Source organism: Roseomonas nitratireducens (assembly GCF_017813355.1).
GTDB classification, from domain to species: Bacteria; Pseudomonadota; Alphaproteobacteria; order Acetobacterales; family Acetobacteraceae; genus Neoroseomonas; species Neoroseomonas nitratireducens.
This window is the reverse complement of sequence record NZ_JAGIYZ010000001.1, coordinates 164,560-187,762: the sequence shown is the minus strand read 5'-3', so window position 1 is coordinate 187,762 and position 23,203 is coordinate 164,560. Positions and strand designations below refer to the sequence as shown.

The 23,203-nt window shown below is 72.4% G+C and carries 18 protein-coding genes; 10 read left to right on the top strand and 8 right to left on the bottom strand.

Translation table 11 applies throughout. The annotated features are described in order from the left end of the window. Positions 1-110: 110 nt before the first annotated feature. Positions 111-1,028 (top strand): bifunctional riboflavin kinase/FAD synthetase, encoded by a 918-nt coding sequence (locus J5Y09_RS00775; RefSeq protein ID WP_209349805.1) that lies wholly within the window; start codon positions 111-113, stop codon positions 1,026-1,028. 6 nt (positions 1,029-1,034) lie between these two features. Here J5Y09_RS00775 and J5Y09_RS00770 read toward each other — a convergent pair whose 3' ends face one another. Next, a complete protein-coding gene (locus tag J5Y09_RS00770; protein WP_209349804.1) occupies positions 1,035-2,015 on the bottom strand; it encodes a hypothetical protein in 981 nt (326 codons plus the stop codon). 237 nt (positions 2,016-2,252) lie between these two features. Between J5Y09_RS00770 and J5Y09_RS00765 the strand changes: the two genes are divergently transcribed. The 7 genes from J5Y09_RS00765 (at position 2,253) to J5Y09_RS00735 (ending at position 10,493) form a co-directional block, all read left to right on the top strand. Continuing rightward, entirely contained in the window at positions 2,253-2,915 is a 663-nt protein-coding gene (locus tag J5Y09_RS00765; protein ID WP_209349803.1) for a hypothetical protein, read from the top strand. A 101-nt stretch (positions 2,916-3,016) separates the two neighbouring features. Then, entirely contained in the window at positions 3,017-3,712 is a 696-nt protein-coding gene (locus J5Y09_RS00760) for a hypothetical protein (protein WP_209349802.1), read from the top strand. Positions 3,713-3,885: 173 nt separating this feature from the next. Continuing rightward, positions 3,886-6,693 (top strand): isoleucine--tRNA ligase, encoded by a 2,808-nt coding sequence (gene ileS, locus J5Y09_RS00755; protein WP_209349801.1) that lies wholly within the window; start codon positions 3,886-3,888, stop codon positions 6,691-6,693. A gap of 40 nt (positions 6,694-6,733) precedes the next feature. After that, positions 6,734-7,231, top strand: coding sequence for a signal peptidase II (gene lspA / locus J5Y09_RS00750; RefSeq protein WP_209349800.1), 498 nt, complete (start codon positions 6,734-6,736; stop codon positions 7,229-7,231). Continuing rightward, on the top strand, positions 7,228-7,803 hold the full coding sequence (locus J5Y09_RS00745) for a DUF3035 domain-containing protein (protein WP_209349799.1): 576 nt from the start codon (positions 7,228-7,230) through the stop codon (positions 7,801-7,803). The genes lspA and J5Y09_RS00745 overlap by 4 nt, the downstream gene beginning before the upstream one ends. Positions 7,804-7,861: 58 nt before the next feature. Continuing rightward, complete coding sequence (locus J5Y09_RS00740; protein WP_209349798.1) at positions 7,862-9,238, top strand: M16 family metallopeptidase; 1,377 nt, start codon at positions 7,862-7,864, stop codon at positions 9,236-9,238. A 1-nt stretch (position 9,239) separates the two neighbouring features. Then, positions 9,240-10,493: a M16 family metallopeptidase gene (locus J5Y09_RS00735; protein WP_209349797.1), complete on the top strand. Its 1,254-nt coding sequence runs from the start codon at positions 9,240-9,242 to the stop codon at positions 10,491-10,493. An 80-nt stretch (positions 10,494-10,573) separates the two neighbouring features. On the opposite strand, the gene J5Y09_RS00730 is transcribed toward J5Y09_RS00735, so the two are convergent. The 3 genes from J5Y09_RS00730 to J5Y09_RS00720 form a co-directional block, all read right to left on the bottom strand. Continuing rightward, entirely contained in the window at positions 10,574-12,799 is a 2,226-nt protein-coding gene (locus J5Y09_RS00730) for a matrixin family metalloprotease (protein WP_209349796.1), read from the bottom strand. A 46-nt stretch (positions 12,800-12,845) separates the two neighbouring features. After that, positions 12,846-16,967, bottom strand: coding sequence for a calcium-binding protein (locus J5Y09_RS24510; RefSeq protein WP_209349795.1), 4,122 nt, complete (start codon positions 16,965-16,967; stop codon positions 12,846-12,848). Positions 16,968-17,060: 93 nt separating this feature from the next. Then, the gene (locus J5Y09_RS00720) at positions 17,061-17,705 is read right to left on the bottom strand and encodes a histidine phosphatase family protein (RefSeq protein ID WP_209349794.1); all 645 of its coding nucleotides are present in this window, start codon (positions 17,703-17,705) and stop codon (positions 17,061-17,063) included. A 55-nt stretch (positions 17,706-17,760) separates the two neighbouring features. Here J5Y09_RS00720 and pgi point away from each other — a divergent pair, with 55 nt between their 5' ends. Together pgi and J5Y09_RS00710 are read left to right on the top strand one after the other, a co-directional pair. Beyond that, positions 17,761-19,383 (top strand): glucose-6-phosphate isomerase, encoded by a 1,623-nt coding sequence (gene pgi / locus J5Y09_RS00715; protein ID WP_209349793.1) that lies wholly within the window; start codon positions 17,761-17,763, stop codon positions 19,381-19,383. Then, a complete protein-coding gene (locus J5Y09_RS00710; protein WP_209349792.1) occupies positions 19,380-19,922 on the top strand; it encodes an MOSC domain-containing protein in 543 nt (180 codons plus the stop codon). The genes pgi and J5Y09_RS00710 overlap by 4 nt, the downstream gene beginning before the upstream one ends. Before the next feature lie 126 nt (positions 19,923-20,048). On the opposite strand, the gene J5Y09_RS00705 is transcribed toward J5Y09_RS00710, so the two are convergent. The 4 genes from J5Y09_RS00705 to J5Y09_RS00690 form a co-directional block, all read right to left on the bottom strand. Further along, complete coding sequence (locus J5Y09_RS00705; protein ID WP_209349791.1) at positions 20,049-20,717, bottom strand: helix-turn-helix domain-containing protein; 669 nt, start codon at positions 20,715-20,717, stop codon at positions 20,049-20,051. A gap of 94 nt (positions 20,718-20,811) precedes the next feature. Next, positions 20,812-21,519, bottom strand: a complete 708-nt coding sequence (locus J5Y09_RS00700) for a lysophospholipid acyltransferase family protein (protein ID WP_209349790.1) — start codon at positions 21,517-21,519, stop codon at positions 20,812-20,814. Next, positions 21,519-22,496 (bottom strand): phosphatidate cytidylyltransferase, encoded by a 978-nt coding sequence (locus J5Y09_RS00695; RefSeq protein ID WP_209349789.1) that lies wholly within the window; start codon positions 22,494-22,496, stop codon positions 21,519-21,521. Before J5Y09_RS00695 ends, J5Y09_RS00700 begins: the two co-directional genes overlap by 1 nt. Next, complete coding sequence (locus J5Y09_RS00690; RefSeq protein WP_209349788.1) at positions 22,493-23,137, bottom strand: CDP-alcohol phosphatidyltransferase family protein; 645 nt, start codon at positions 23,135-23,137, stop codon at positions 22,493-22,495. The genes J5Y09_RS00695 and J5Y09_RS00690 overlap by 4 nt, the downstream gene beginning before the upstream one ends. Positions 23,138-23,203 lie beyond the last annotated feature (66 nt).

Genomic DNA, 23,203 nt, shown 5'->3' with positions numbered 1-23,203 from the left:
GTCGCGTCGCAACGTCCATGGGACCCGGCCCCCCTCAACTCTTTTGGAACCAAGCGGATAGAAAAGGGAGGGGGCGCGGGGGAGGTTCCCCTCCCCCGCACTTCACCAAGATGCTCATCGACACCTGGCACCACATCCCCCGCGAAGCCCGTGGCGCGACCCTCGCCCTGGGGAACTTCGACGGCGTCCATATCGGCCACGCCGCCGTGCTGCGCGCCGCCCATGCCGCGCGCCCCGATTTGCCGCTCGCCGCCCTGACCTTCGAGCCCCATCCGCGCGAGCATTTCCGCCCCGACGACCCGCCCTTCCGCCTGACGCTGCTGACCGCCAAGGCGGCCGCGCTGCGGGCGGCTGGGGCGCGCTTCGTCTTCGCCCTGCCCTTCGACGCCGCCTTCGCCGCGCTGACGGCGGAGCAGTTCGTCGAGCAGGTGCTGCACAAGGGCATCGGCGCGAAGCACCTCTCCTGCGGGCCGGACTTCGCCTTCGGCCACCGCCGCGGCGGCGACGTCGCCTTCCTGCAGCGGGAGGCCGAGGCACGCGGCATGGGCCTTTCCATCGTCCCGCCCGTGCAGCATGGCGGGGAGGCGGTCTCCTCCACCCGCATCCGCCGCCTGCTGCAGGACGGCTATCCGGACCGCGCGGCGGAAAAGCTCGGCCGGCCGTGGGAGATCCGCGGCACGGTGGTGCATGGCGACAAGCTCGGCCGCGTGCTCGGCTGGCCTACGGCGAACATGTGGCTCGGCCGGCACCTGGAGCCCGCGCGCGGCGTCTATGCCGTCACGGTCGCGCTGCCGGACGGGACGGAGGCGAAGGGCGTGGCCAATGTCGGCCGCCGCCCGACGCTGGGCGGGGACCCCGAGACGCGGCTCGAGACCTACATCTTCGACTGGTCGGGCGACATCTACGGCCAGGAGATCGGCGTGCGGCTGGTGCGCTTCCTGCGCCCCGACGCGAAGTTCGCCGGGCTCGAGGAACTGAAGGCCGCGATCGCCGAGGATGCGCGCCAGGCGCGCGAAGCGCTGGGCTGAAGCGTCTCAGCCCCGCACGGGCGCCGTCAGCCGCGCGGCGAGCGCGACCAGTTCCGCCTGCCGCGCCGTGCCGGTCTTGGCGAACAGATGCGACAGGTGCGTGCGCGCCGTGCAGGGCGCGACGCCGAGCGCCAGCGCCGCCCCGGCCATCGTCTCCCCCCGCAGCAGCAGCGCGAGCAGCGCGCCCTCCGCGCCCGTGAGGCGATAGGCCGCGACCAGGCCGCGCAGGCCGGAAGCCGGGTCGGCCGCCGGGTCGGGCAGGAACAGCGCCGCCGCCGCCCCCCCCGCCGCGCCGCCGAGCGGCAGCAGGTGCACCGCGATCGGCGCCGCGCCCGGCGACGGCAGCGGCAGCGGCCCGCCATTGGCCCGGCCGGCGGCGGCGTCGCGGATCGCGGCGCGCAGCGCGGCCGTCGCCGCCTGCCCCGTCGCGGCAAGCCGCCCGCCCGCGAGATGCAGCGGCACCCCCGCGGCGAGCATGGCCTGGCCGGCGCGGTTCGCGTGCATCACCTCCGCCTCCGGCCCGGCGAACAGGATGGCGCCGGCGACGGCGTCGAGCGCGGCGCGCAGCCGCGCCTCCCCGGCCTGCGCCTCGGCCAGCGCCAGGGTCTGCGCGAGGGCGGGGACGAGGCGGGCCAGCAGCGCGCCCGCCGCGTCCGGGAAGGGCCCGGCGCCGGCTGGCCGCCGCGCGGCGAGGAGGACGAGGCGATGCGCGTCGCGCCGCAGGACGAGGTGCAGCGCCGTGCCGGCCGGCGGCGGCGCGGCCGGTTCCGGGCGCAGCAGGGCGGCCGGCGGGTCCGGCAGGCCGGGCGGGCCGTGCAGCACCCGGGCACGGCCCTCGGGCAGGTCCACCACCAGGATGCCCGCCGCGGCGGCGCCGATCGCGCGGGCGATGGCCTCGAATGCGGTGGTCCAGCCATCGGGGCAGGCCGCCCCGGCATGGATGGCGTCGAACAGGGGCACCAGGGCCTCGCCGCGGATGGACGACATGGCGACCTCCGGGAAACGCGTGGGCAGGACGGTGCGCTCACGTTTCCGTGATAACACCTGGATCGCGACTACATGTCCAGAACCGCATGAAGGCGGCCGGCAATACTGTGCGAACGCGCACGCCACGCCGCGGCCTCCTTCGTTCGAAGGACGCGCCGGCCGCGACGCGGCTCCTAGCCTCGATCTCCTCCGCAGCCGGCGCGGCGCAGCGCCGGGCGGAGGAGGGAGAGACCGACCATGATCCGACGCAGCATCCTCGCCGGCCTCGCGCTGGCCGCAGCCCCCGCCATTGCCGGCGAGTACACGACCTACCGCATGGTCGACCTGCCGCAGGCCGCCGGCTGCCCCGCGCCGGCGCTGCTCAACCTGCCCGCGGGCTGGAACTCGGGCGACGCCGCCGTGGTGCTGCTGACCCTGGCGCCGCAGGTCGATGCGGCGCGCGACAGCCTCGTCGCCGCGCTGCTCGAGGACCACGCCGCCGTGCTGGAAGTGGTCGCGTCGCGCTGCCCCGGCGGCGCGTCCGACGCGGCGGGCGCGGCGCTCGGCGCGCTGCGCGAACTGCACATCACCGAGGGCGCGGGCCTGGTCGTCGCCATCGGCTACGGGCCGGGCGGGCGCGCGGCGGCCGCCGCGGCGGATGAGGCGGAAGCGGCCGCGCGGCTCGGCCCGGGCGGGCCGCGCTTCGCCGCCACGCTGGTGATCGGCGACGGCCCGCCGGCGATGCTGGCCGGCCCCGAGCAGCCGCCCGCGCTGCGCGCGCCGCTGCGCCTGTCGCTGCTGTGCGACGCGCTGGCGCAGGCCGGCGCCGGGGCCGCGCTGCCCAGCCCCGGCGCGTGCCGGGACGCGCTGGCGAAGGCGGCCACGCCCGACGTCCAGCCGGTCGCGCTGCGGCCACGCTGAAACCCGCCCGCGGCGGGGGGCGCGAACGAAGCGTGCCGTTTCGCACCGCGCGCCCCGCCCGCCGGCGCGAGGCTCCGCCCCGACGAACAGGAGCAACCGCCATGCGCACCATCCCCTCCCTGACGACCGCCGCCGCCGCATTGGCCGCGATGCTCGCGGCGGGCCCGGCGCGGGCGCAGTTCGCCGCCATCGACCTGGTCTGGGTGCAGCCCGTCGCGGCCCCCGACGCGCCGCGCCCCTGCACGCGGATGCTGGTGCTGACCGCGCCGCGCGACTGGGCGGATGGCGACGCGGCGGTGCTGGTGCTGGCGCCGGAGACCATGGCCAACGCCGCCCGGCCGGTCGTCCAGGCGCTGGTCGACCAGGAGGCGGCGGTGCTCGACTATTCCTCCGGCTTCGGCGGCTGCGGGGATGTCTCCTCGGTCGCGCCGGACCCGGTGGGGGAAGCGCTGGGCGGGCTGCTGGCGCTGAAGGAAGCGGGCGCCGGCCTCGTCATCGCCGTGGGCCTCGGCGCCTCCGGCCAGGCGGTGCTGGACGCGGCGCGGGAGGAGGTGGCGGCGCGCTTCCTCGGCCCCGACGGCCCGCGCTTCGCCGCCGCCGCGGCGCTGATGGGCGAAGGCCCGGCCGCCTTCCGCATGGGCCGGGCGCCGGCGGCGGAGGATCGCTGGGCGGACCGCGCGCCGCTGCTCTGCGCCACCATCGCCGCGCGGCAGGGCGCGGCGGCGCAGGCCGCCTGCCTCGCGGCGCTGGCACCCCCGGCGGCGGAGGCGCAGGCCTCGCTCCGCCCGCGCCCCTGACCCGCCGGCGCGGCGCTTGACGCCCCGCCCGCCGCCTCCCCATAAGCCTGTCATGTCCTGGGACGCGCCCGCGCGAATTATCCTCCCGGTCCTCGCCTGAGGGCCGGGTCCTTCCGCGCGCAACTCCCCTTCCGGCCCGCCACGGCGCGGCCGGCGCATCGAGACAGGCACAGATGACCGACAGCGTTCCCGAGGCCCGCGACTATCGCGGCACCGTCTTCCTGCCGAAGACGGGCTTTCCGATGAAGGGCGACCTGCCGAAGCGCGAGCCCGCCATGCTGGAGCGCTGGGCGCGCATCGGCATGTGGCAAAGGCTGCGCACGCAGTCGAAGGGGCGCGACGCCTTCGTGCTGCATGACGGCCCGCCCTACGCCAACGGCAACCTCCATATCGGCCACGCGCTCAACAAGATCCTGAAGGACGTGATCAACCGCGCGGCGCAGATGGCCGGGCACGACGCCAACTACGTCCCGGGATGGGACTGCCACGGCCTGCCGATCGAATGGAAGGTCGAGGAGGAATACCGCGCGAAGGGCAAGGACAAGGACGCCGTGCCGGTGCTGGATTTCCGCGCCGAGTGCCGCGCCTATGCCCAGCACTGGCTGAAGGTCCAGTCGGAGGAATTCCAGCGCCTGGGCGTCTTCGGCGACTGGGCCGACCGCTACGCGACCATGGATTTCGAATCCGAGGCCAAGATCGCGGGCGAGATCGGGAAATTCCTGCTGAACGGCTCGCTCTATCGCGGGCTGCGGCCGGTGATGTGGTCGCCGGTGGAAAAGACCGCGCTGGCGGAAGCCGAGATCGAGTACCACGACCATGTCTCGCCCACGCTGCACGCGAAGTTCCGCGTGCTGAAGGCGGGCGCGGAGGACCTGGTCGGCGCCGATGTGGTGATCTGGACCACGACGCCCTGGACCATGCCGGGCAACCGCGCCGTCGCCTATGGGCCGGAGATCGACTACGCGCTGCTGCATGTGGAAGGCGTGGCCGAGGCGTCGCTGCTGAAGGTCGGCGACCGGCTGCTGGTGGCACTTCCCCTGCTGCCGGGCTTCGCGAAGGATGCCGGCATCGGCGCGCACAGCATCCGCCGCGTGCTGAAGGGCGCGGAGCTGGAAGGTGCGATCGCCGCGCATCCGCTGCGCGGCCGCGGCTATGATTTCGACGTGCCGCTGCTGCCCGGCGACTTCGTGACGACCGAGGCCGGCACCGGCTTCGTCCACATCGCGCCGGGCCATGGCGAGGACGACTTCAACCTCGGCCGGCAATTCGGCCTGCCGATCCCCGAGACGGTGAACGACGACGGCACCTTCACCCAGCACGCGCCGGGCTTCACGGGCCTGCACGTGTTCAAGGCGCACACCGCCGTCTACGACGCGATGCGGGAGGCCGGCACGCTCGCGGCCATCGGCAAGCTCAACCACTCCTACCCGCATTCCTGGCGGTCCAAGAAGCCGGTGATCTTCCGCGCGACGCCGCAATGGTTCATCGCGATGGACGACGCCAACGCGATCCGCGCCAAGTCGCTGGACGCGATCGCGAAGACGCATTTCGTCCCCGAGGCCGGGCGCAACCGGCTGGGATCCATGATCGCCGCGCGGCCGGACTGGTGCATCAGCCGCCAGCGCGCCTGGGGCGTGCCGATCCCGGTCTTCGTCAGCAAGCAATCCGGCGAGCCGCTGCGCGACCCGGCGATCATCGCCCGCGTGGTGGAAGCCTTCCGCGCCGAAGGCGCGGACGCCTGGTACAAGCCCGGTGCCGCGGCGCGCTTCCTCGGCCCCGACCGCGACCCGGCGCTGTACGAGCAGGTGATGGACATCGTCGACGTGTGGTTCGAGAGCGGCAGCACGCACGCCTTCGTCCTGCCGCCGCGCGGCCTGCCCTTCCCGGCGGACCTCTATCTCGAAGGCTCGGACCAGCATCGCGGCTGGTTCCATTCCTCGCTGCTGGAATCGGTCGGCACCAATGGCGTCGCGCCCTTCAAGGCGGTGCTCACCCACGGCTTCGTCCTGGATGAGCAGGGGCGGAAGATGTCGAAGTCGCTGGGCAACGTCACCGCGCCCCAGGACGTGATGAAGCAGTACGGCGCGGACATCCTGCGCCTGTGGGTGATGAATTCCGACACCGCGCTCGACCTGCGCATCGGGCCGGAGATCCTGAAGCAGCAGGCGGAACTGTATCGCCGCATCCGCAACACGCTGCGCTGGCTGCTCGGCAGCCTGGACGGCTTCGCGGAGGAGGAGACGGTCCCCTACGCCGAACTGCCGGAACTCGAGCGCTGGGTGCTGCACCGGCTGACGGAGATCGACGCCAAGGTCCGCGGCGCCGTCGCGTCGCATGACTGGTCGGGCGTCTATCCCGAGATCCACAATTTCTGCGCCGCCGACCTGTCCGCCTTCTACTTCGACATCCGCAAGGACGCGCTGTACTGCGACCGCGCCGACAGCCCGCGCCGGCGCGCCGCGCGCACGGTGCTGGACGTGCTGCATCGCTGCCTGTGCAAGTGGCTCGCCCCGGTGCTGGTGTTCACGGCGGAGGAAGCCTGGCTCGCCCGCTTCGGCGCCGCCGCGGCGGACAGCGAGGAGGGGAGCGTGCATCTCCTCGACTTCATGTTCGTCCCGGAAGGCTGGAAGGACGACGCGCTGGCGGCGAAGTGGGCGCGCATCCGCGAATTGCGCGGCCTGGTGACGGCGGAACTGGAGAAGGCGCGCGCGGCGGGGACGATCGGGTCGAGCCTGCAGGCCGCGCCGACGCTCGCCCTGCCCGCGGCCGAGGCCGCGCTGCTGGGCGCCGAGGGCTGGGCGGAGATCGCCATCACCTCCGGCTTCGCGCTGGAGACGGCGGAAGCGCCCGCGGCCGCCTTCGCCCCCGCCCCCGGCGCGAAATGCGCCCGCTGCTGGCGCGTCCTGCCCGAGGTCGGCGCCTCCGCGAAGCACCCGACCCTGTGCCTGCGCTGCGAGGATGCCGTGGAGTCGCCGGCATGACGGCGGCGTCCCGGGGCGCCGGGGCCGGCGCGCCCCGCCCATGAGCCTCCGCCTCGGCCTGCCCGTCGCCGGCGGCCTGCTGGTCGCCGACCAGGTCAGCAAGTGGTGGATCCTGGAGGTCGCCCGCCTGCCGGAGGTCGGCCACATCCCGCTGCTCGAGGCCGGGCCCTTCGGGCTCGACCTCACCATGGTCTGGAACCGCGGCGTCACCTTCGGCCTGCTGTCCGGCGACGGGCCCTGGCACCACCTGGTGCTGGCCCTGCTGGCCGCCGGCATCGCGCTGTTCCTGCTGCGCTGGATGTCGCGGGCGGAAAACCGGCTGACCGCGGTCGCCCTCGGCGCCGTGGTCGGCGGGGCGATCGGCAACGTCATCGATCGTATTCGTTTCGGCGCCGTGGTGGATTTCGTCGATACCCATGCCTGGGGATGGCACTGGTACGTGTTCAACGTGGCGGACGCCGCGATCGTCTGCGGCGTGGCGGCCCTGATCGCGGATGCCTTGTTCCGGCCGAAAGCGGAGCCTAAGGAAGGGCCATGAGGAACCGTCGCACCCCCTCCATCCTGCCCGCGCTCGCCCTGGCCGCGCTGCTGCCGGCCTGCGGCGACAGCACCGCCCGCACGCTCGGCCTGACGCGCGATGCGCCGGACGAGTTCCAGGTCATGACCCGCGCGCCGCTGTCCATGCCGCCGGACATGACGACGCTGCCGACCCCGCGCCCGGGGTCGCCCCGCCCGCAGGAACGCGGCGCCCGCCAGCAGGCGGAAGCGCTGCTCGTGCCCGGCCTGTCGCTCGAGGACCCGCGCCGCGCCGCCGGTGCCCGCCCGTCGGTGGGCGAGGCCGCGCTGGTGCAGCGCGCCGGGCAGGACGCGCCGGACGACATCCGCCGCCGGGTGGACGAGGAGAGCCTCCGGCTCGACGCGCCGAGCCGCGCGCTGACCGACCGGCTGATCTTCTGGCGCGACCCGCCGCCGCCCGGCACGCCGGTGGACCCGACGCGGGAAGCCCAGCGCCTGCGGGAGAACGCCGCGCTCGGCCGCGACTCCGGCGAAGGCCTGACGCCGGTGGTCCAGCCCAGCCGCCGCAGCTTCTGGGAACGGCTCGGGCTCTGAGCACCGGCGGGCGGCGGCCCGCTTCACGCGGGGCCCCGCAGGCCCCATGTGTAGCGGCATGACCCGCGTGACCCGCCGCCACACCATCTGCGCCGCCGCCGCCGCGCTCGCCGCCACCCCCGTCGCCCGCGCCGCCGCGCAGGCCGCCCCGCCCGCCATGCCCGACCGCCCGCTGTTCGGCGCGAAGCAGTGGCAGCTGGCGAACGGGCTGAAGGTGGTGCACGCCGAAAGCCGCCGCGCGCCGGTCGTCGCCCAGTATGTCTACTACGCCGCCGGCGGGGCCGAGGACCCGGCCGGGCGGTCGGGCGTCGCCCATTTCCTCGAGCACATGATGTTCAAGGGCAGCCCCAACGTGCCCTCGGGCGACCTGTCGCGCCGCGTGGCGCGCGAAGGGGGCAACGACAACGCCTTCACCTCCCGCGACGTCACCGCCTATTTCCAGCAGGTGGAAGCGTCCCGCCTGCCGCTGATCATGGCGATGGAGGCCGACCGCTTCGCCGCCGCGCTGATCCCCGCCGACCAGGTGGAAAGCGAGCGGAACGTGGTGCTGGAGGAACGCCGCCAGCGCACCGACAGCACGCCGCGCGGCCGCTTCCAGGAAGCCTTCCGCGCCGCGCTGTGGGGCCCGCAGACCTGGCCCGGCCGCCCGATCATCGGCTGGGAGGAGGAGATCCGCGCGACCACGCGCGAGGATCTGCTCGCCTTCTACGAACGCTTCTACGCGCCGTCCAACGCCACGCTGCTGATCGCGGGCGCGGTGTCGGAATCCGAGGCGCGCGCCCTGTCCGAGGAACACTACGGCCGCGTCCCCGCCCGCCCCGCCGCGCGGCGGGACCGCGCGCCGGCACCCACCGCGGTGCATGAGGCGCGGCTGGTCCGGCGCGAACCCCAGGCGCGGGAAGCGCTGATGATGCGCGCCTTCATGGCGCCGTCGCTGACGACCGACGGCGCGGCGCATGCGCTGCCGCTGGAGGTGCTCGCGCATCTGCTCGGCGGCGGGCAGGGGTCGCGCCTGCATGCGGCGCTGGTGGAGACCGGCCTCGCCGTGTCGGCCGGCGCGTCCTACGACGGCGAGGCGGCGGGGGTGACGGAGTTCACGCTCTGGGCCGTGCCGCGCCGCGGCGTCGCGCCCGAACGGCTGGAGGAGGAAGCGGGCGCGGTGGTCGCCAGGCTGCTCGACCAGGGGCCGAGCGAGGCCGAGGTCGCGCGCGCGACGCGGCAATTGTCGGCGGGCGCGCTGCTGGCGCTGGATGGCTTCGGCGCCGCGCCGCGCATGCTGGGCGGCGTGCTGTCCATCGGGCTGCCGGCCGATGTGGTGGAATTCTGGCCGTCGCGCCTGCGCGCCGTGACGCGGCCGCAGGTGGAAGCGGCCGCGCGCGCCGTGCTCGGCACCGCGCCGCACAGCACCGGCTGGCTGCTGCCGGAGGCCGCGTGACATGACGACGCGCTTCAGCCTGCCCATCCAGGTCGTCGAGGCCGGCGGCTTCACCGCCTGGCTGGTCGAGGACCATTCCGTGCCGGTCGTCTCCCTGTCCTGGTCCTGGCAGGGCGGCGCCGCCTTCGACCCCGCGGGGCAGGAGGGCACGGCCGCCATGGCCGCGGCGATGCTCAGCGAGGGCGCGGGGGAGATGCGCGCGCTCCCCTTCGCCGACGCGCTGCGCGATTCGGCGATCGGGCTGTCCTTCTCGGCCGGGCGCGATTCCTTCGACGGGTCCTTCCGCGCGCTGACCGACGCGCTGCCCGAGGCGGTGCGCCTCGCGCGGCTGGCGATGACCGCACCGCGGCTCGATGCCGATGCGCTGGAACGCGTCCGCGCGCGCGCGATCGCCAATGCGCGCACCACGCTCGAGACGCCGCGCGGCCAGGCCGGGCGCGCCTTCTGGGCCGCGGCCTTCCCCGCGCATCCGGCCGGGCGCCCGGCAAGCGGCACGGCGGAAAGCCTGGGGCCGATCTCGGCCGCGATGCTGCGCGACGCGCTGGCGCGCCAGCTGCGGCGCGACGGGCTGGTCATCGCGGCGTCCGGCGCGATCCGCCCGGCCGAGCTCGGCGCGCTGATGCGCGACCTGTTCGGCGCGCTGCCCGCCGGCGCGCCGGCCGCGCCGCCGACGCTGCCCGCCTTCACCGCCTTCGGGCGCCAGGTGGTGCCGGTGCCCGGGCCGCAATCGCAGGTCATCCTCGGCCAGCCGGGCCTGGCGCCGACCGACCCGGCCTGGGAAGCGGCGCAGGTGGTGCTGCGCGTGCTGGGCGGGGGCGGCTTCTCCTCCCGCCTGATGGAAGCGGTGCGGGTGCAGCGCGGGCTGACCTACGGCATCGGCGCGGGGCTCGACAGCCTGTTCCGCGGCGGCGTCGTGACCTGCGCCTTCGCCACCGAGAATGGCCGCGTGGCGGAAGCGCTGGCGGTGACCAAGGATGTCTGGGCGGAGATGGCCGCGCGCGGGCCGACGCAGGCGGAGCTCGAGGAAGCGGTCGCCTACCTGACCGGGTCGCTGCCGCTGCAGTTCACCGACAGCCGGCGCATCGCCGGCACGCTGATGGCGATGCGGCGCAACGACCGGCCGCTCGACTGGCTGGACGGGCGCGACGCGCGGCTGCGCGCCATCACGCGGGACGATGCGGCGCGCGTCGCGGCGACGCTGCTGGCGCCGGACGCGCTGGCGGTGACGGTGGCGGGCCAGCCGCAGGGCATGTAGCCGCCGCCGCACGACATCCGATCAGCCGTTTCCGGCCGATCGGATATTTCTCTACGCGACGATGACGATGTCGGCGGCGGTCAGCGCGGCGAGCGGCGCGAGGATGCGATGTTCTGCGCCGCCCCCGCGCCGGTGCCGTCCGCATCCCAGCGCACCAGGCCCGTCGCCGGCGTGTAGACCAGCTTCGGGCCGGTGGCGGTCGCGGCACCGGTGCCGCTGAAGCGCCCGGCATCCAGCGCGCCGAGCGGCAGCAGGCCGCCGAAGCCGGCGCGGGACAGCGCGACCGTGTCGTCCACCGCCGCGAAGTCGAGGATGCGGTCGGCCCCCTGCCCCGGCCCCGCGAAGACGAAGCGGTCCGCGCCCGCGCCACCCACCAGCGTGTCGAAGCCGGGCCCGCCGGCCAGCGTGTCGTCGCCGCCGCCGCCATCGAGCCGGTTCGCCGCCGCGTTGCCCGTCATCAGGTTGGCGAGCACGTTGCCCGCGCCGTTGATGGCGAGCGCGCCGCCGAGGGTCAGGTCCTCGACCTCGCCCGGCAGCGTGAAGGCGATGCCGGCGACCACGCGGTCGCGCCCGCCGCCGGCGAGTTCGACGACGCGGTCGAGCGGATCGTTCACCATGAACATGTCGTCGCCCGGCCCGCCCACCAGGCGGTCGCCGCCGAGGCCCCCGTCGAGCGTGTCGTTGCCCGCGGCACCCGCCAGCGTGTCGTCGCCGCCATCGCCGTACAGGCGGTTCGCCGCGCCGTTGCCGGTGATGCCGTTGGCGAGCGCGTTGCCATTGGCGGCGAGCCCGGCCGTGCCGGCGAGGAGCAGGTCCTCGACCTCCGTCGCCAGGTTCAGCGACACCGTCGCGATCACCTTGTCCCGCCCGCCGCCGGCCACTTCCAGGATGCGGTCGAGCGCGCTGTCCACCCAGTAGAGGTCGTCATTGGCGCCGCCCACGAGGCTGTCCGCGCCCGCGCCGCCATCGAGCCTGTCCCCGCCGGCGCCGCCCAGCAGCGTGTCCGCGCCGCCGAGGCCGTAGACCAGGTCGCCGAAGGTTCCGCCCTCGATGCTGTCGCCGCCGGTCGCGGAACCCGCGATGTTGCGGATGCGGGAGAGCGTGTCGATGCCCCCCACGCCGTCGAGGACAGTGCCGGTGGCGAGGCTCGCGACGATGCCGTTCGTCGAGGCGCGGTAGTCGGCCTGGTTGAAGTCGGCGTTGAAGCCGGTGATGCGGTCGTTGCCCCGCCCGCCGGCGAAGCGGAAGACGACGCCGGAGGTCGAGAAGGAGAGGCCGGTCAGGATGTCGCCGCCGTCGGTGCCGCGCACGCCCTCGATGCCGAAGACGATGTCGGTGCGCGGGGCGGATCCGGTGTTGCGGCGCAGGCTGCCGTCGCGGAGATCCAGCACCGCGCCGAGCAGCCCGTCGAACACGTCGTTGACGCTGCGGATGACGAGCCAGTCGTAGCCCGTGCCGCCGTTGATCGTGTCCGTGCCGAAGATGTCGAAGGCGCTTTCGATCGTGTCGTCGCCGGCGCCGCCGGCCATCGAATCCGCGCCGTAGTCCGAGGTGTTGCGCGCCGTCTCCTCGATCCCGATGCCGCCGCGCAGCAGGTCGTTGCCGTTGCCGCCGTCGATGATGTCGTCGAGGCTCGTGCCGAAGATGCGTTCGCCCGCCGCGCTGCCGGTGTGGCGCACCGCCTGCGCCGCCGCATCCCAGGACCGCGTCACGGCGGCGCCGTTCGCCACCGTGTTGGCGCCATACAGATGCCGCGCGACGGCGATGTCGAACACGCCGAGCCCGGCCACGGGCGTGTTGTCGTAGGACATCACCGTGTTGCCGGCGGTGAGCAGCGCCGCGGGCAGCTGCGCCGCGCCCTCGAAGGGGTGCTTCAGCCCGATCGCGTGGCCGATCTCGTGGATCGCGACGCGGAAGCCGTGCGTGCCGGCGGCGAAGCTGCTGGCGCCGAGCGTGGGCAGGTTGAGATAGACATGCGCGCCGGGGGGATAGCCGGCGAAGCCTTCCTCACCCCCCGTGCCGAGCCGTTCCAGGTGGAAGCGCATGTTGATGTCGCCGGGGGACAGCGTGTCCGGCACCTCGACGAAGGCGAGGCCGCTCGCATCCGCCCAGGCCGCGAGCGCGGCGCGGATGCCGGCCTTCTGCGCCTCGGAGAAGGGCGCCCATTCGCCGGCGGGCATGGTGACGCCGAACATGCGGCCGGGATCGTCGGCGAAGCTGTAGGCGACCGTGCCCGGTTCGCCATTCGCGCGGTTCCAGCCGGGTTCGGGTGCGAGGAGGAGGGCGTTGATCTCGGGCGTGGACATGGGTGGGCCTGGGGTATCGGGTTGGCTGGGCAGGGTCGGTGGCGCGCTATCCGAAGACGACGACGTCCGCGGCCGACAAGGCGGGACGCGTGACGAGGATCGCGACGTTGTCGGCCGCGCCCGCGCCGGTCCCGTCCGCGTCCCAGCGCAGCAGTCCCGATGCCTGGGTGTAGATCAGTTGCGGTCCGGCGGCCGTCGCGGCTCCGGTGTCCGTGAAGCGCGCGGGATCCAGCGCGCCGGCCGGCAGCAGGTTGCCGATCATGCCGCGCGGCAGCGCGATCTTGTCCGCCCCCGGCGCGAAGTCGAGGATGCGCTCGGCGCCGCGGTTGAGGCCCGCATAGACGAACCAGTCCGCGCCCGCGCCACCCGACAGGGTGTCGAAGCCGATGCCGCCTTCGAGCGTGTCGTTGCCGTCCCCGCCCACCAGGCTGTCATTGCCGAGGTTGCCGAGCAGCGAATCCGCGCCGCCCCGCCCGTCGAGCGTGTCGCTGCCCGTCCAGCCGTCGATGCGGTTGCCCTGCCCGTTGCCGGTGATGCCGTTGTCGAGCTCGTTGCCGCGCGCGCCGATGGCGAAGCTGCCGGCGAGGATCGAGACCTCGACGCCGAAGGGGACGACATGGGTGACGCGCGCCTGGACGGTGTCCCGCCCGCCATCCGCGCCTTCGACGACGCGGTCGGCGGCGCTGTCGAGGATGTAGAGATCGTCGTCGAGGCCGCCATTCATCGTGTCGGCATCCGCGCCGCCATCGAGCGTGTCGTTACCGCCGAAGCCGTTGAGGATGTCGTTGCCCGCCAGGCCGTTCAGCCTGTTGCCCGCGGTGTTGCCACGCAGGAGGTTGTCGGCGGCATTGCCGTTGCCGTTCAGCGCGAGGGCGGTGAGGAGGGTCAGCTCCTCGACCTCGTTCGCCAGGGTGAGGCTGGTGGTGGCGCGGACGTGGTCGCGCCCCCCGGCGCCGGCTTCGACGATGCGGTCGAGCGGCGTATTGAGGATGTAGAGGTCGTTGCCGGCACCGCCCGTCATGGTGTCGGCGCCGAGGCCGCCGTCGATGGTATCGTGGCCCTGGCCCGAATCCAGCGTGTCGTTTCCGCCGGCGCCCGCGAGTGAATCGTCGCCACCGCCGCCTTCCATCGCGTCGATTCCGTCATCGCCGATGAGGCGGTCGGCCCGCGCATCGCCACGGCGCGCGGTGACCGCGGCGGGATCACGCACGGTGACGGTGACGTGGCCGAGATCCTCCGATCCGTCCATGCCGCCCGCCACCACGTAGGTGAAGCGTTCGGTCAGGGTCTCCCCCGCCGCGAGCGGTCGGAGGAGGTTCGTCGCGTCGGCCGACAGCAGGCCCGCCGCGTCGATCCGGAGGACGAGGCCGCTTGCGGCGACAAGGCGCACCCCGGCCGCTCCGACGAATTCGCCGTCGAGGCGCGCCACGGACAGCGCCTGGGCGATGGTCGATGCATCGTTCGCGAGGATGCCGCGCATGGTGACGGCGCCTTCCGCGACCGAGATCGCATCATCGCCCGTCGCCACGGTGCGCGGTGCGTTGTTGACGACGGTGATCTTCACGGGCGCGGTGACGTTGTCCCACTCGCGGTCTTCGGCGATTCCGTTGCGGTGGTCGAAGACCGCAAAAAGAAAGACGTCCCCGCCTGGTAGCCAGCGTGGCAACGCTTGCGTCGTGCTGTAGCCGATGACGCGAGCCGGATCGGAAGCGGTTGCAACTGCCACCCTCCAGACGATGTCCGCTTCGTCGAGCACCGCGTCTCCCGAGAAGATGAATCTCAGTCCGACGGCACGCGATGACGCAGCAGCGATGTCGAAGAACGGATCATCCGGGCTGTCGAGGTAACCGAAGGCCTTGATGCTATAGCTCAGCGCGACATCCATCACGTCATTCGCCACGACAAGGTGCGACCCAACGATGTTGGGAAGCACATCCGCGTCCGGCATGCGCGACGAGACGACCACCTGCGGGCCAACGCGGATATTGTTGCTCTCATCCGTCTCGCGGATCTGGCCGAATGGGTCGGCCACGGCGATCAGGCTGTAGATGCCGTCCTCGACGCCCGATGGCAGCGGGACCGAGTGCGTGTGGGTTCGCCCGCCGACGACGGCGGCTCCCAGGCCCGCGTCGCTCCTGCGGTCCAGCACCACCAGGTCGTCAAAGGAGAGGGACGAGTCGCGCGAGAGCAACAGCCGGTAATCATATGCCGGCGAGCCATTCGAATTGGTCCGCACGGTCACCCCGAAGTCGATCGGACCGCCCGGCGCGACGATGCCGGCGGGGCTGGAGGCGAAGGAGATCCGCAAGTCCGGATCACCCGACAACCCAGGCCCGATCCGGAAGGGAATGGACGCCGTGTCGTCGGTCTCGATCCGATTGTGCCCGAGCGACAGCGACCGCACGTCGATGCCGAGGAAGTAGTCGCCATTGCCGGAGACCGGGAGTGTCACCTCCCGCGTCCAGACGCGGCTTTCGCCGGGTTCGAGTTCCGGGATTCCGAACCCTTCGCCGACACGGCGGCCCAGCGACAGCGCGGCGTCGTTCGCCAGCACGATGTCCGCCTCACCCCTGGCACTGCGCGTGTCGCCGACATTCGTGACCCGGTATGTGACGGTCGCCTTGCCGCCCGAGGAGCCGCCGCCGCCATCCGCCGCGAAGGCGATCGCCGCCAGGTTCGATCCGCCCGTGGTGAAGACCGGCGTGTTGATGCTGCCCGTGCCGCCGCCGGTCGTTCCGCCGCCGCCACCGCCGGTGCTTCCGCCGCCTGAGTTCGCCGTATTCCCGGCGACGATCGCGCCGATGGTCCGTCCCGCATCGGGACCGGCGCTGCGATCGTCATCGACGATCCAGCCGGTAATGACGTCGTTGTAGGCGCCGTTGCTCAGCCGCGCGCCCCGCGGGTCGTAGATCGCAAGCTTGATCGCCTCGGCGGCGTCCTCCGCCACGCCGTCGTCCAGGACCGTGACGGGGATCAGGCCAAAGGTCTGGCCGGCCGCGATCGTCAGCGTCCGCGCGGTCTCCGCCGCGAAGTCGCTCCCGGGGGACGCATACCCGGGCGTGCCGGAATAGCCGTAGATGGAATATCGCACGCTGACGTCGGTCTGCAGCGCCTCGCTCAGGCGAACGAGAAAGAATTGCTGTCCGGAATATCCCTCGACGAAGGGCGTGTCGGACACGAGGATCCGCGCGTCGGTCGTATCGGTGGCGCTCGGTCCCACCGTCACGTCGATCATGTCCGTCACGGGCGTGACCGATGGCGGCGTGCGGCCGTCGAAGGTCGCCTCGAAGGCGGCGATCTGCTCCTGCGTCAGCCAGGGAAGGCCGGTTGCGGATGCGGCCATCAGTTCCCGGACGCCATCCCTGTACTCGACCAGCGCCTCGCTGACCGACAACCAGCCGCGGATCTGGGACGATGCGACGTCGACCGCCTTCACGACGCCGGTGAAGGACTTGATCTTCGCGAAGGTTCCAACGGCGCCGTTCACGAAGGACCAGAGCATGTCCTTGATGTCGTCGAGCACCGTCGCCTGGAGGGATGGGTCGGACGCCAATGCGGAGCCGATGTGCTGCAGGACGCTGGCGCCGTTGTGCAGCCCGTTGCCGGCATCGTAGATGTCCTGGATGTCGATCGCCTGCCCGCGTGCAAGCTGCGACTGGACGCCGCGCGCGAACTGAAGCCCCTGCACGAGCAGCGCTTCGCCGGCCGCGATCTGCGTCGCGGCCTTCAGGAAGCCGAGCAGTTCGAGCGTCAGGTTCGCGGCGTCGAAGTAGCCCGGGAAGGCGCGCTCCACCGTGAAGGAGAAGCTGTCCGCGACCTGCCCCGCGCCGAGGACCAGCGTGTCCGGCCGCATATAGATGGCAACCGCCGCGCCGGCCGCTTCCCCGAGGAAGTCCCTGAGCCGGCTCAGCCCGGCGATGCGTTCCAGCGATGCGAGCAGGTCCCTCGTCGGCTGGACGTAGGATGCGATCAGTTGCGCATCGGATTGGGCCCCGACCACGTTGTTCGCATAGACGAGGCTCTTCGTCGCCGCGTAGAGCTCGGCGAGAACGCGCTCGTTCGTCACCGTCGCGCCGTTCGCGGTCGGCCTGAAGGCGTCCGGAGCGACGCCGACCTGGACCTGGTAGGCGACGCCCTGATGCAGGATGGTTGCGCTGGTCGGGACCATGGCCTCTAGCTCCGCTCCCGTAACGAGTGCGGCGCCTACCCGGGCAAATGCCAGACACGATTTCGTGTCGCACGCGGCGAGAGAGTCTCGCCCTCAACACCCGTGAAACCCACCCCCCGCCAGCCCCGCCAGCTCCAGCACCCCCAGCACGCGGAACCCTTCCGCCCCGCCCGGCTCGATCACCAGCGCGCCGCCTTCCGGAAACGCCCTCCCGCCGACCGCATCGCCCGCCACCATGATCGTCGGCGTGCGGTGCCCGACCAGCACGCGCACCTCCCCCCGCGGCACCGGCGCCGAGAACAGGCGCCGATGTTCCGCCAGCACCCAGTCCAGCCGCGGGCCGGAAAAATCATCCGCGAGCAGGCTGTCAGTCACGCGCACCCGTGCCGCGCCGAAGGCTTCCTCGGCCGTGTCGCGCGCGCGATAGACCGGGCCCGCCAGCACCGGGAAGGCGACGGGGATGCGCAGCGCGGCCAGCCGCTCCCCGATCCGCCGCGACTGCGCGCGCCCGGCGGGCGAGATGTTGCGCTGCCCCGCCCGGTCGCCCACCCGGAAGCTGCGGTCGCACGGCTCGCCCCGCGTGTCGGCGTGGCGGAAGAACAGCACCATCCCGCCCGCCTGCAGCCGCGCGACCAGCGCCGCGCCTTCCGGCTGCGCGTCCGTCACGGGCGAGAAGCGCTCCGCCCGCGCCGCGGCGGGGGCGAGCAGCAGGGCGACGATGCCACGGCGCGGCCACATGCCCCTGATGTGCTGCCCCCGTGCCGATCTTCCAGCCCCGTGCCAGGATGAGCCCATGAACGACGCTGACATCCAGGCGGCCTGGGCCGCGGTCGAAACCCTCGGGCGGCGGCCGGGCGCGGCCGCCATCCGGCCGTTGTTCGCCGCCGATCCGGACCGTCCCGCGCGCATGACGCGGCGCGGCGCGGGCCTCACCCTCGACGTCTCCCGCACCGCCATCGCGCCCGCCGCGCTGGATGCGCTGCTCGCCCTCGCGCGCGCCGCCGACGCGCCGGGCTTCCTCGCCCGCATGGCGCGCGGCGAGTTGGTGAACGTGACCGAGGAGCGCGGCGCCGCGCACATGGCGCTGCGCGCGGCGACGCAGCCCGAAGGCACGCCCGAACTCGTCGCACTCTGGCGCGACGCGCAGGGCACGCTCGCCCGCATGCGCGGCTTCGCGGCATCCGTCCACGACGGCACCGCGCGCGGCGCGACCGGGCAGCGCTTCACCGACGTGCTCAACATCGGCATCGGCGGATCGGATCTCGGCCCCGCCATGGCCGCGCGCGCTCTCTGGACGCCGGCCGCGCCGCTGCGCGCGCATTTCCTCGGCAATGTCGACGCCCATGCGTGGGAGGAGATGCGCGCGCGCCTCGATCCCGCCCGCACCCTCGTCCTGGTGGCGTCGAAGACCTTCACGACGCAGGAGACGATGGCGAACGCGGCCCTCGCCCGCGCCTGGCTCGTCGATGCGCTCGGCGAAGCCGGCGCGGGGGCGCATCTCGCGGCACTGTCCACCAACCTGCCGGCCACCGCCGCCTTCGGCGTCGCGCCCGACCGCGTCTTCGGCTTCCACGAATGGATCGGCGGGCGCTTCAGCCTGTGGAGCGCGATCGGCCTCTCCCTCGCCCTTGCGCTGGGTGTGCCCGCCTTCGACCGGCTGCTCGAAGGCGCGCGCGCGATGGATTCGCATGCGCTGGCCGCGCCGCCCACCGACAACCTGCCGCTGCTGCTCGCGCTGACCGAGGCGTGGCACGTCAACGCGCTCGGCTACCCCGCGCGCGCCGTGCTCGCCTATGACGAACGCCTGTCGCGCTTCGCCGCGCATCTGCAGCAGCTGGAAATGGAAAGCCTCGGCAAGGGCGTGCGCGCGGATGGCACGCCCGTGCCGCGCGCGACCGGCGCGGTGGTGTTCGGGGAACCCGGCACCAACGCCCAGCATTCCTTCATGCAGCTGCTGCACCAGGCGCCCGTGCCGGTGCCCGCCGACATCATCCTCGTCGCCACGCCCGACCATCCGCACGCCGACAGCCACCGCAAGCTGCTGGCCAACGGCCTCGCCCAGGCCGAGGCGCTGCTGCGCGGCAAGGACGCGCAGGCCGTCGCGGCCGAGATGCGCGCGGCCGGGCGGAGCGAGGCCGAGATCGCCGCACTCGCGCCCCATCGCGTCTTCACCGGCGATCGTCCCTCGACGCTCATCCTCCTGCCGCGGCTCGATGCCTTCGCCCTCGGCGCGCTGGTGGCGCTCTACGAGCACAAGGTCGCCTGCCTCGGCGCGCTCTGGGGCATCAACCCCTTCGACCAATGGGGCGTGGAACTCGGCAAGCAACTCGCCGGCGGCATCCTGCCGGCGCTGGAAGGCCAAGGCAGCGTGGCCGACCCGGCGACGGCGGCGACCCTCGCGGCTCTTCGCGCATGACCGCGCGCATCCTCGCCGTCGCGCGGGACGGCGCGCATCGTTTTTCCAAGCAACCTGTCGAGGAGATCACGCTCCTCGAGGGCCTCGGCGTCGAAGGGGATGCCCATGCCGGCGTCACGGTGAAGCACCGGTCCCGCGTCGCGCGCGACCCGACGCAGCCGAACCTGCGCCAGGTGCACCTGCTGCACGCCGAACTACTGGGCGAACTCGCCGCGCGCGGCTTCACCGTGCGGCCCGGCGACATCGGCGAGAACGTGCTGACCGAAGGGCTCGACCTGCTCGCCCTGCCGACGGGGACGCGGCTGCGGCTCGGCGGCAGCGCCATCGTGGAAGTGACAGGGCTGCGCAACCCCTGCGCGCAGCTCGACCGCTTCCAACCCGGGCTGATGCAGGCGGTGCTGGACCGCGCGCCGGACGGCACGCTGGTGCGCAAGGCGGGGGTGATGGGCGTGGTGCTGCGCGGCGGGACGCTGCGGGTCGGGGATGCGATCGGCGTCGACATCCCCGCGGGGGAACACCGCGCACTCGCGCCCGTGTAGCGCCACGAGGGGGCGCCGCCCCCTCGCACTCCCCCGCCGAGGGCCGAAAGGCCCTCGGAACCCAGACTCTCGGACACCGCTACTGTAGTTGTCTCGTCAACACCGCCGTCAACTTCAGGCAGCAGACTATGGCTTTGGAAGCTTTCCCGGCCTCAATCTCGGCCATATATAGCCGCCTGTGACAAATTCTCCTTGGGTAGAACGTTCAATATCGACAGCCCTGTCCCCCGCTTTTCGTGATGAAAATCGATCCAAAAATTCCGATGACATATCTAATATACAAAACTCTGATCTATCCGCAAGCACAGCAAGAATTCTTAGTTCGTGATGCTCTGCAGGAAATTGAACAATATACTTATTATTTAATTCTCGGCCGAAAGCCGCAAAGATACCTACCTGATCTCCATTGATTGTTGCAAAAAAATCAATATATTCTCTGTTGTCTCTTTGACTTCGAACAGATGTTGAGGCTCCGCTCATTTCAAGAAATCCACGAATAAAATACGCAGCTCCACTCGCATTTTTTGCTAAAATTCTCTGCTCTCGCGCACTCACGTCTGGATCACGGCCTAACGTAAGCCAAACCTCATCAACCCCAAGAAATTCCGCTAGTCTTTTCATTTTGCCAGGTCGCGGACGCATAACTCCACTGAACCATTTTCTACTTGTCTCCTCGCTAACATCTAACTCACGCGCAATGAGAGCTTGCCGTCCGTACGAGCGAAGTTCCGCGCGATCATGGGTGTCGCAGATCCGGCGAAGCCGCTCCGCGAAGGCTTCTGCTTCGGAAAGCATCAAATCTCTCCACGATCCTCTTGGAGTTTCGTTATTTTATTGATTCTTTATCAAAACAAAAATCTGCGATCCGCGTGCTACGTGAATGGCCACGTCAACGCGCCAGCGCCCGCACCGCCGCCTCGCAGCGCACCGCCACCGCCTCCCACCCCGCGCGCCCCGCCGGGACATCCGCGAAACGCAGCGGCGCGCCGATCCAAAGCCGCAGGCGCCCGGGCTTGGGGAAGCGCGCCTGCGGCGGCCAGGCGGCGAAGGCGCCATCCAGGAAGCACGGCACCACAGGCACCTCCGTTCCCGCCACCAGCGCGCCGATGCCGGGCTGGAAGGCCGCCATCACGCCATCCCGCGCGCGCGTGCCCTCGGGGAACAGGATGTAGACCAGCCCATCCTCCACCAGCCGCTCCCGCAGCGTCGCGATCTCGCTCGCCCGCGTGCGCTTGCGCCAGACCGGCAGCGCGTTCACGGCGTAGGCGGCGAAGGCCGAGGACAGCGTCGAGCCGAAGAAGGTGTCGCCCGCCGCCAGGGCATGGCCGCGCCGCGCCGCCTCCCCCCGCAGCACGGCGGACAGCACCAGCGCATCCAGGTGGCTCGCATGGTTGGCGACCAGCACGAAGGGCGGCGGCGGCAGGTTCTCCCGCCCCTCCACGCGCAGCCGATGGAACAGGGCGAGATAACCTCGCAGCACGCGCCGCCACGCCCCGCCCAGCAGGATGCTGCCCAGCCCCCTCTCCCGCGACAGGCTGCGCAGCCGGTCGGCGGCTTCCATCCCATGGTCGCGGGCCGGGCGCAGGCGGAAATCCATCAGCCCCCCGTGATCAGACGCGCCGGCTGCTGTTCCGCCACGCCGACGAAGAAGCGGATGAAGTGGAAGGCGGCGGGGGCGACCAGCAGCAGCGAGTTGAAGCGGTCCAGCACCCCGCCATGCCCGGGCAGGATCGTCCCCATGTCCTTGATGCCGATGTCGCGCTTGATGGACGACAGCATCAGGTCCCCCGCCTGCGCGCCGATGCCCACGATCAGCCCGAACAGCAGCAGCCAATGCGGCTGCGCCATCGGCGTGCCGGCAAAGATCGCCCAGGCAAGGCCCGCCACCAGCAGCGTGGTCACGCAAAGCGCGCCGAGCGCGCCGGAGATCGACTTGTTCGGGCTCGTCGCCGGCAGCAGCTTCGGCCCGCCGATCAGCTTGCCGAAGGTGAAGGCCGCGACGTCGGACAGCGCGACGGTCGTCAGCAGCATCAGCAGCACCGGCCGATAGGCGGGATCGTTCGCCATGAAGGACAGGTGCGCGAGCCCCGCGCCGAACAGCATGTAGGCGAGGATGCCGAGCGCGGTGCGCTGCACGTATCCCGAAGGCCGGTCGCGCGGGATCGTCCCGATGCAGATCACGCCGACGGTCAGCGGCCAAAGTGCCACGAAGAACCCGTACCAATGATCGAGTGCCGCGAAGTTCACCGCGACGATGCCGAGCACCACCAGCGCGGCGACCAGCGGTTCGCGGAAAAGCCCCGTCGCCCGGTCGAATTCGCGCAGGCAGGCGAGGCCGAGCAGCGTCACCGCGCCGATCACCCATTCGCGGCCCAGCAGCACCGGCCCCATCATCAGCGGCAGCAGCAGGCACCAGGATCCCAGCCGCAGCCACAATTCCCGCCGCAGCTCCGGCGTGCCCCTGCCCATCGCCGTCATCGCGCCGATCACGCCCGCGGCGACCAGCAGCACGGCCACCGTCGCGGCGACGATGCCGATGGTGACCGGGTGGTCGAAGACGCCCTGGCGGATCATCGCGCCGCCTCCAGCGCCGCCGCGGCGCGCGCGAGGCGCCGCCAGGCGGTGAAGACCGATCCCAGCGCGATCACCAGCAGCACCGCCCAGGGCGCCCAGGCGCCGCCGGACCAGCCCGCCGGCAGCACCGCGCACCACACCGCCACCGCCGTCGCCAGCGCCATGCGCTGCTGCTTCGCCATGGGCCCGGAAAAATCCGAAGGCGCACCGGCCGACCGGGCCGTGGTGCGCACATAAGCCGTCAGCATCGCCGCCAGCGCGGCGACCAGCCCGAGCGCCACGTCGCCCGCCGCGACGCCGAGCCCGACCAGCACCGCGGTGTCGGAAACCCGGTCCGGCACCTCGTTGAACAATTCCCCGACCGGCGATGCGACGCCGCGCCCCACCGCGACCATGCCGTCGAACAGGTTCGCCAGCAGCCGCGCCTGCACCCCCGCCGCGCCAATCAGCCAGAACAGCCAGGCCGCGCCGGGCAACCAGGCCGTCGCCGCGAAGGCGAGCCCGGCCGCCAGCCCCGCCCCCATGCCGATCAGGGAAATCCCGTTCGGCGAGGGCCCGCGCGCGATCAGCACCGCCGCGATGCGCTGCGTCACGCCGAGGTTGCGCGCCGCGATCGGGCGGCGATGGGTGTCGTCCGTCATCGGCGCAGCATGCCGCGTCCCGCGCCCCGCCGGAAGGAAGCCCTTCGCCCCCCGTCATGCTAATCT

Excerpts from the sequence above, each read along its gene's own strand:
- J5Y09_RS00775 (WP_209349805.1), top strand. The coding sequence starts at position 111 with ATGCTCATCGACACCTGGCACCACATCCCCCGCGAAGCCCGTGGCGCG.
- J5Y09_RS00770 (WP_209349804.1), bottom strand. The coding sequence starts at position 2,015 with ATGTCGTCCATCCGCGGCGAGGCCCTGGTGCCCCTGTTCGACGCCATC.
- J5Y09_RS00765 (WP_209349803.1), top strand. The coding sequence starts at position 2,253 with ATGATCCGACGCAGCATCCTCGCCGGCCTCGCGCTGGCCGCAGCCCCC.
- J5Y09_RS00760 (WP_209349802.1), top strand. The coding sequence starts at position 3,017 with ATGCGCACCATCCCCTCCCTGACGACCGCCGCCGCCGCATTGGCCGCG.
- ileS (WP_209349801.1), top strand. The coding sequence starts at position 3,886 with ATGACCGACAGCGTTCCCGAGGCCCGCGACTATCGCGGCACCGTCTTC.
- lspA (WP_209349800.1), top strand. The coding sequence starts at position 6,734 with ATGAGCCTCCGCCTCGGCCTGCCCGTCGCCGGCGGCCTGCTGGTCGCC.
- J5Y09_RS00745 (WP_209349799.1), top strand. The coding sequence starts at position 7,228 with ATGAGGAACCGTCGCACCCCCTCCATCCTGCCCGCGCTCGCCCTGGCC.
- J5Y09_RS00740 (WP_209349798.1), top strand. The coding sequence starts at position 7,862 with ATGACCCGCGTGACCCGCCGCCACACCATCTGCGCCGCCGCCGCCGCG.
- J5Y09_RS00735 (WP_209349797.1), top strand. The coding sequence starts at position 9,240 with ATGACGACGCGCTTCAGCCTGCCCATCCAGGTCGTCGAGGCCGGCGGC.
- J5Y09_RS00730 (WP_209349796.1), bottom strand. The coding sequence starts at position 12,799 with ATGTCCACGCCCGAGATCAACGCCCTCCTCCTCGCACCCGAACCCGGC.
- J5Y09_RS24510 (WP_209349795.1), bottom strand. The coding sequence starts at position 16,967 with ATGGTCCCGACCAGCGCAACCATCCTGCATCAGGGCGTCGCCTACCAG.
- J5Y09_RS00720 (WP_209349794.1), bottom strand. The coding sequence starts at position 17,705 with ATGTGGCCGCGCCGTGGCATCGTCGCCCTGCTGCTCGCCCCCGCCGCG.
- pgi (WP_209349793.1), top strand. The coding sequence starts at position 17,761 with ATGAACGACGCTGACATCCAGGCGGCCTGGGCCGCGGTCGAAACCCTC.
- J5Y09_RS00710 (WP_209349792.1), top strand. The coding sequence starts at position 19,380 with ATGACCGCGCGCATCCTCGCCGTCGCGCGGGACGGCGCGCATCGTTTT.
- J5Y09_RS00705 (WP_209349791.1), bottom strand. The coding sequence starts at position 20,717 with ATGCTTTCCGAAGCAGAAGCCTTCGCGGAGCGGCTTCGCCGGATCTGC.
- J5Y09_RS00700 (WP_209349790.1), bottom strand. The coding sequence starts at position 21,519 with ATGGATTTCCGCCTGCGCCCGGCCCGCGACCATGGGATGGAAGCCGCC.
- J5Y09_RS00695 (WP_209349789.1), bottom strand. The coding sequence starts at position 22,496 with ATGATCCGCCAGGGCGTCTTCGACCACCCGGTCACCATCGGCATCGTC.
- J5Y09_RS00690 (WP_209349788.1), bottom strand. The coding sequence starts at position 23,137 with ATGACGGACGACACCCATCGCCGCCCGATCGCGGCGCGCAACCTCGGC.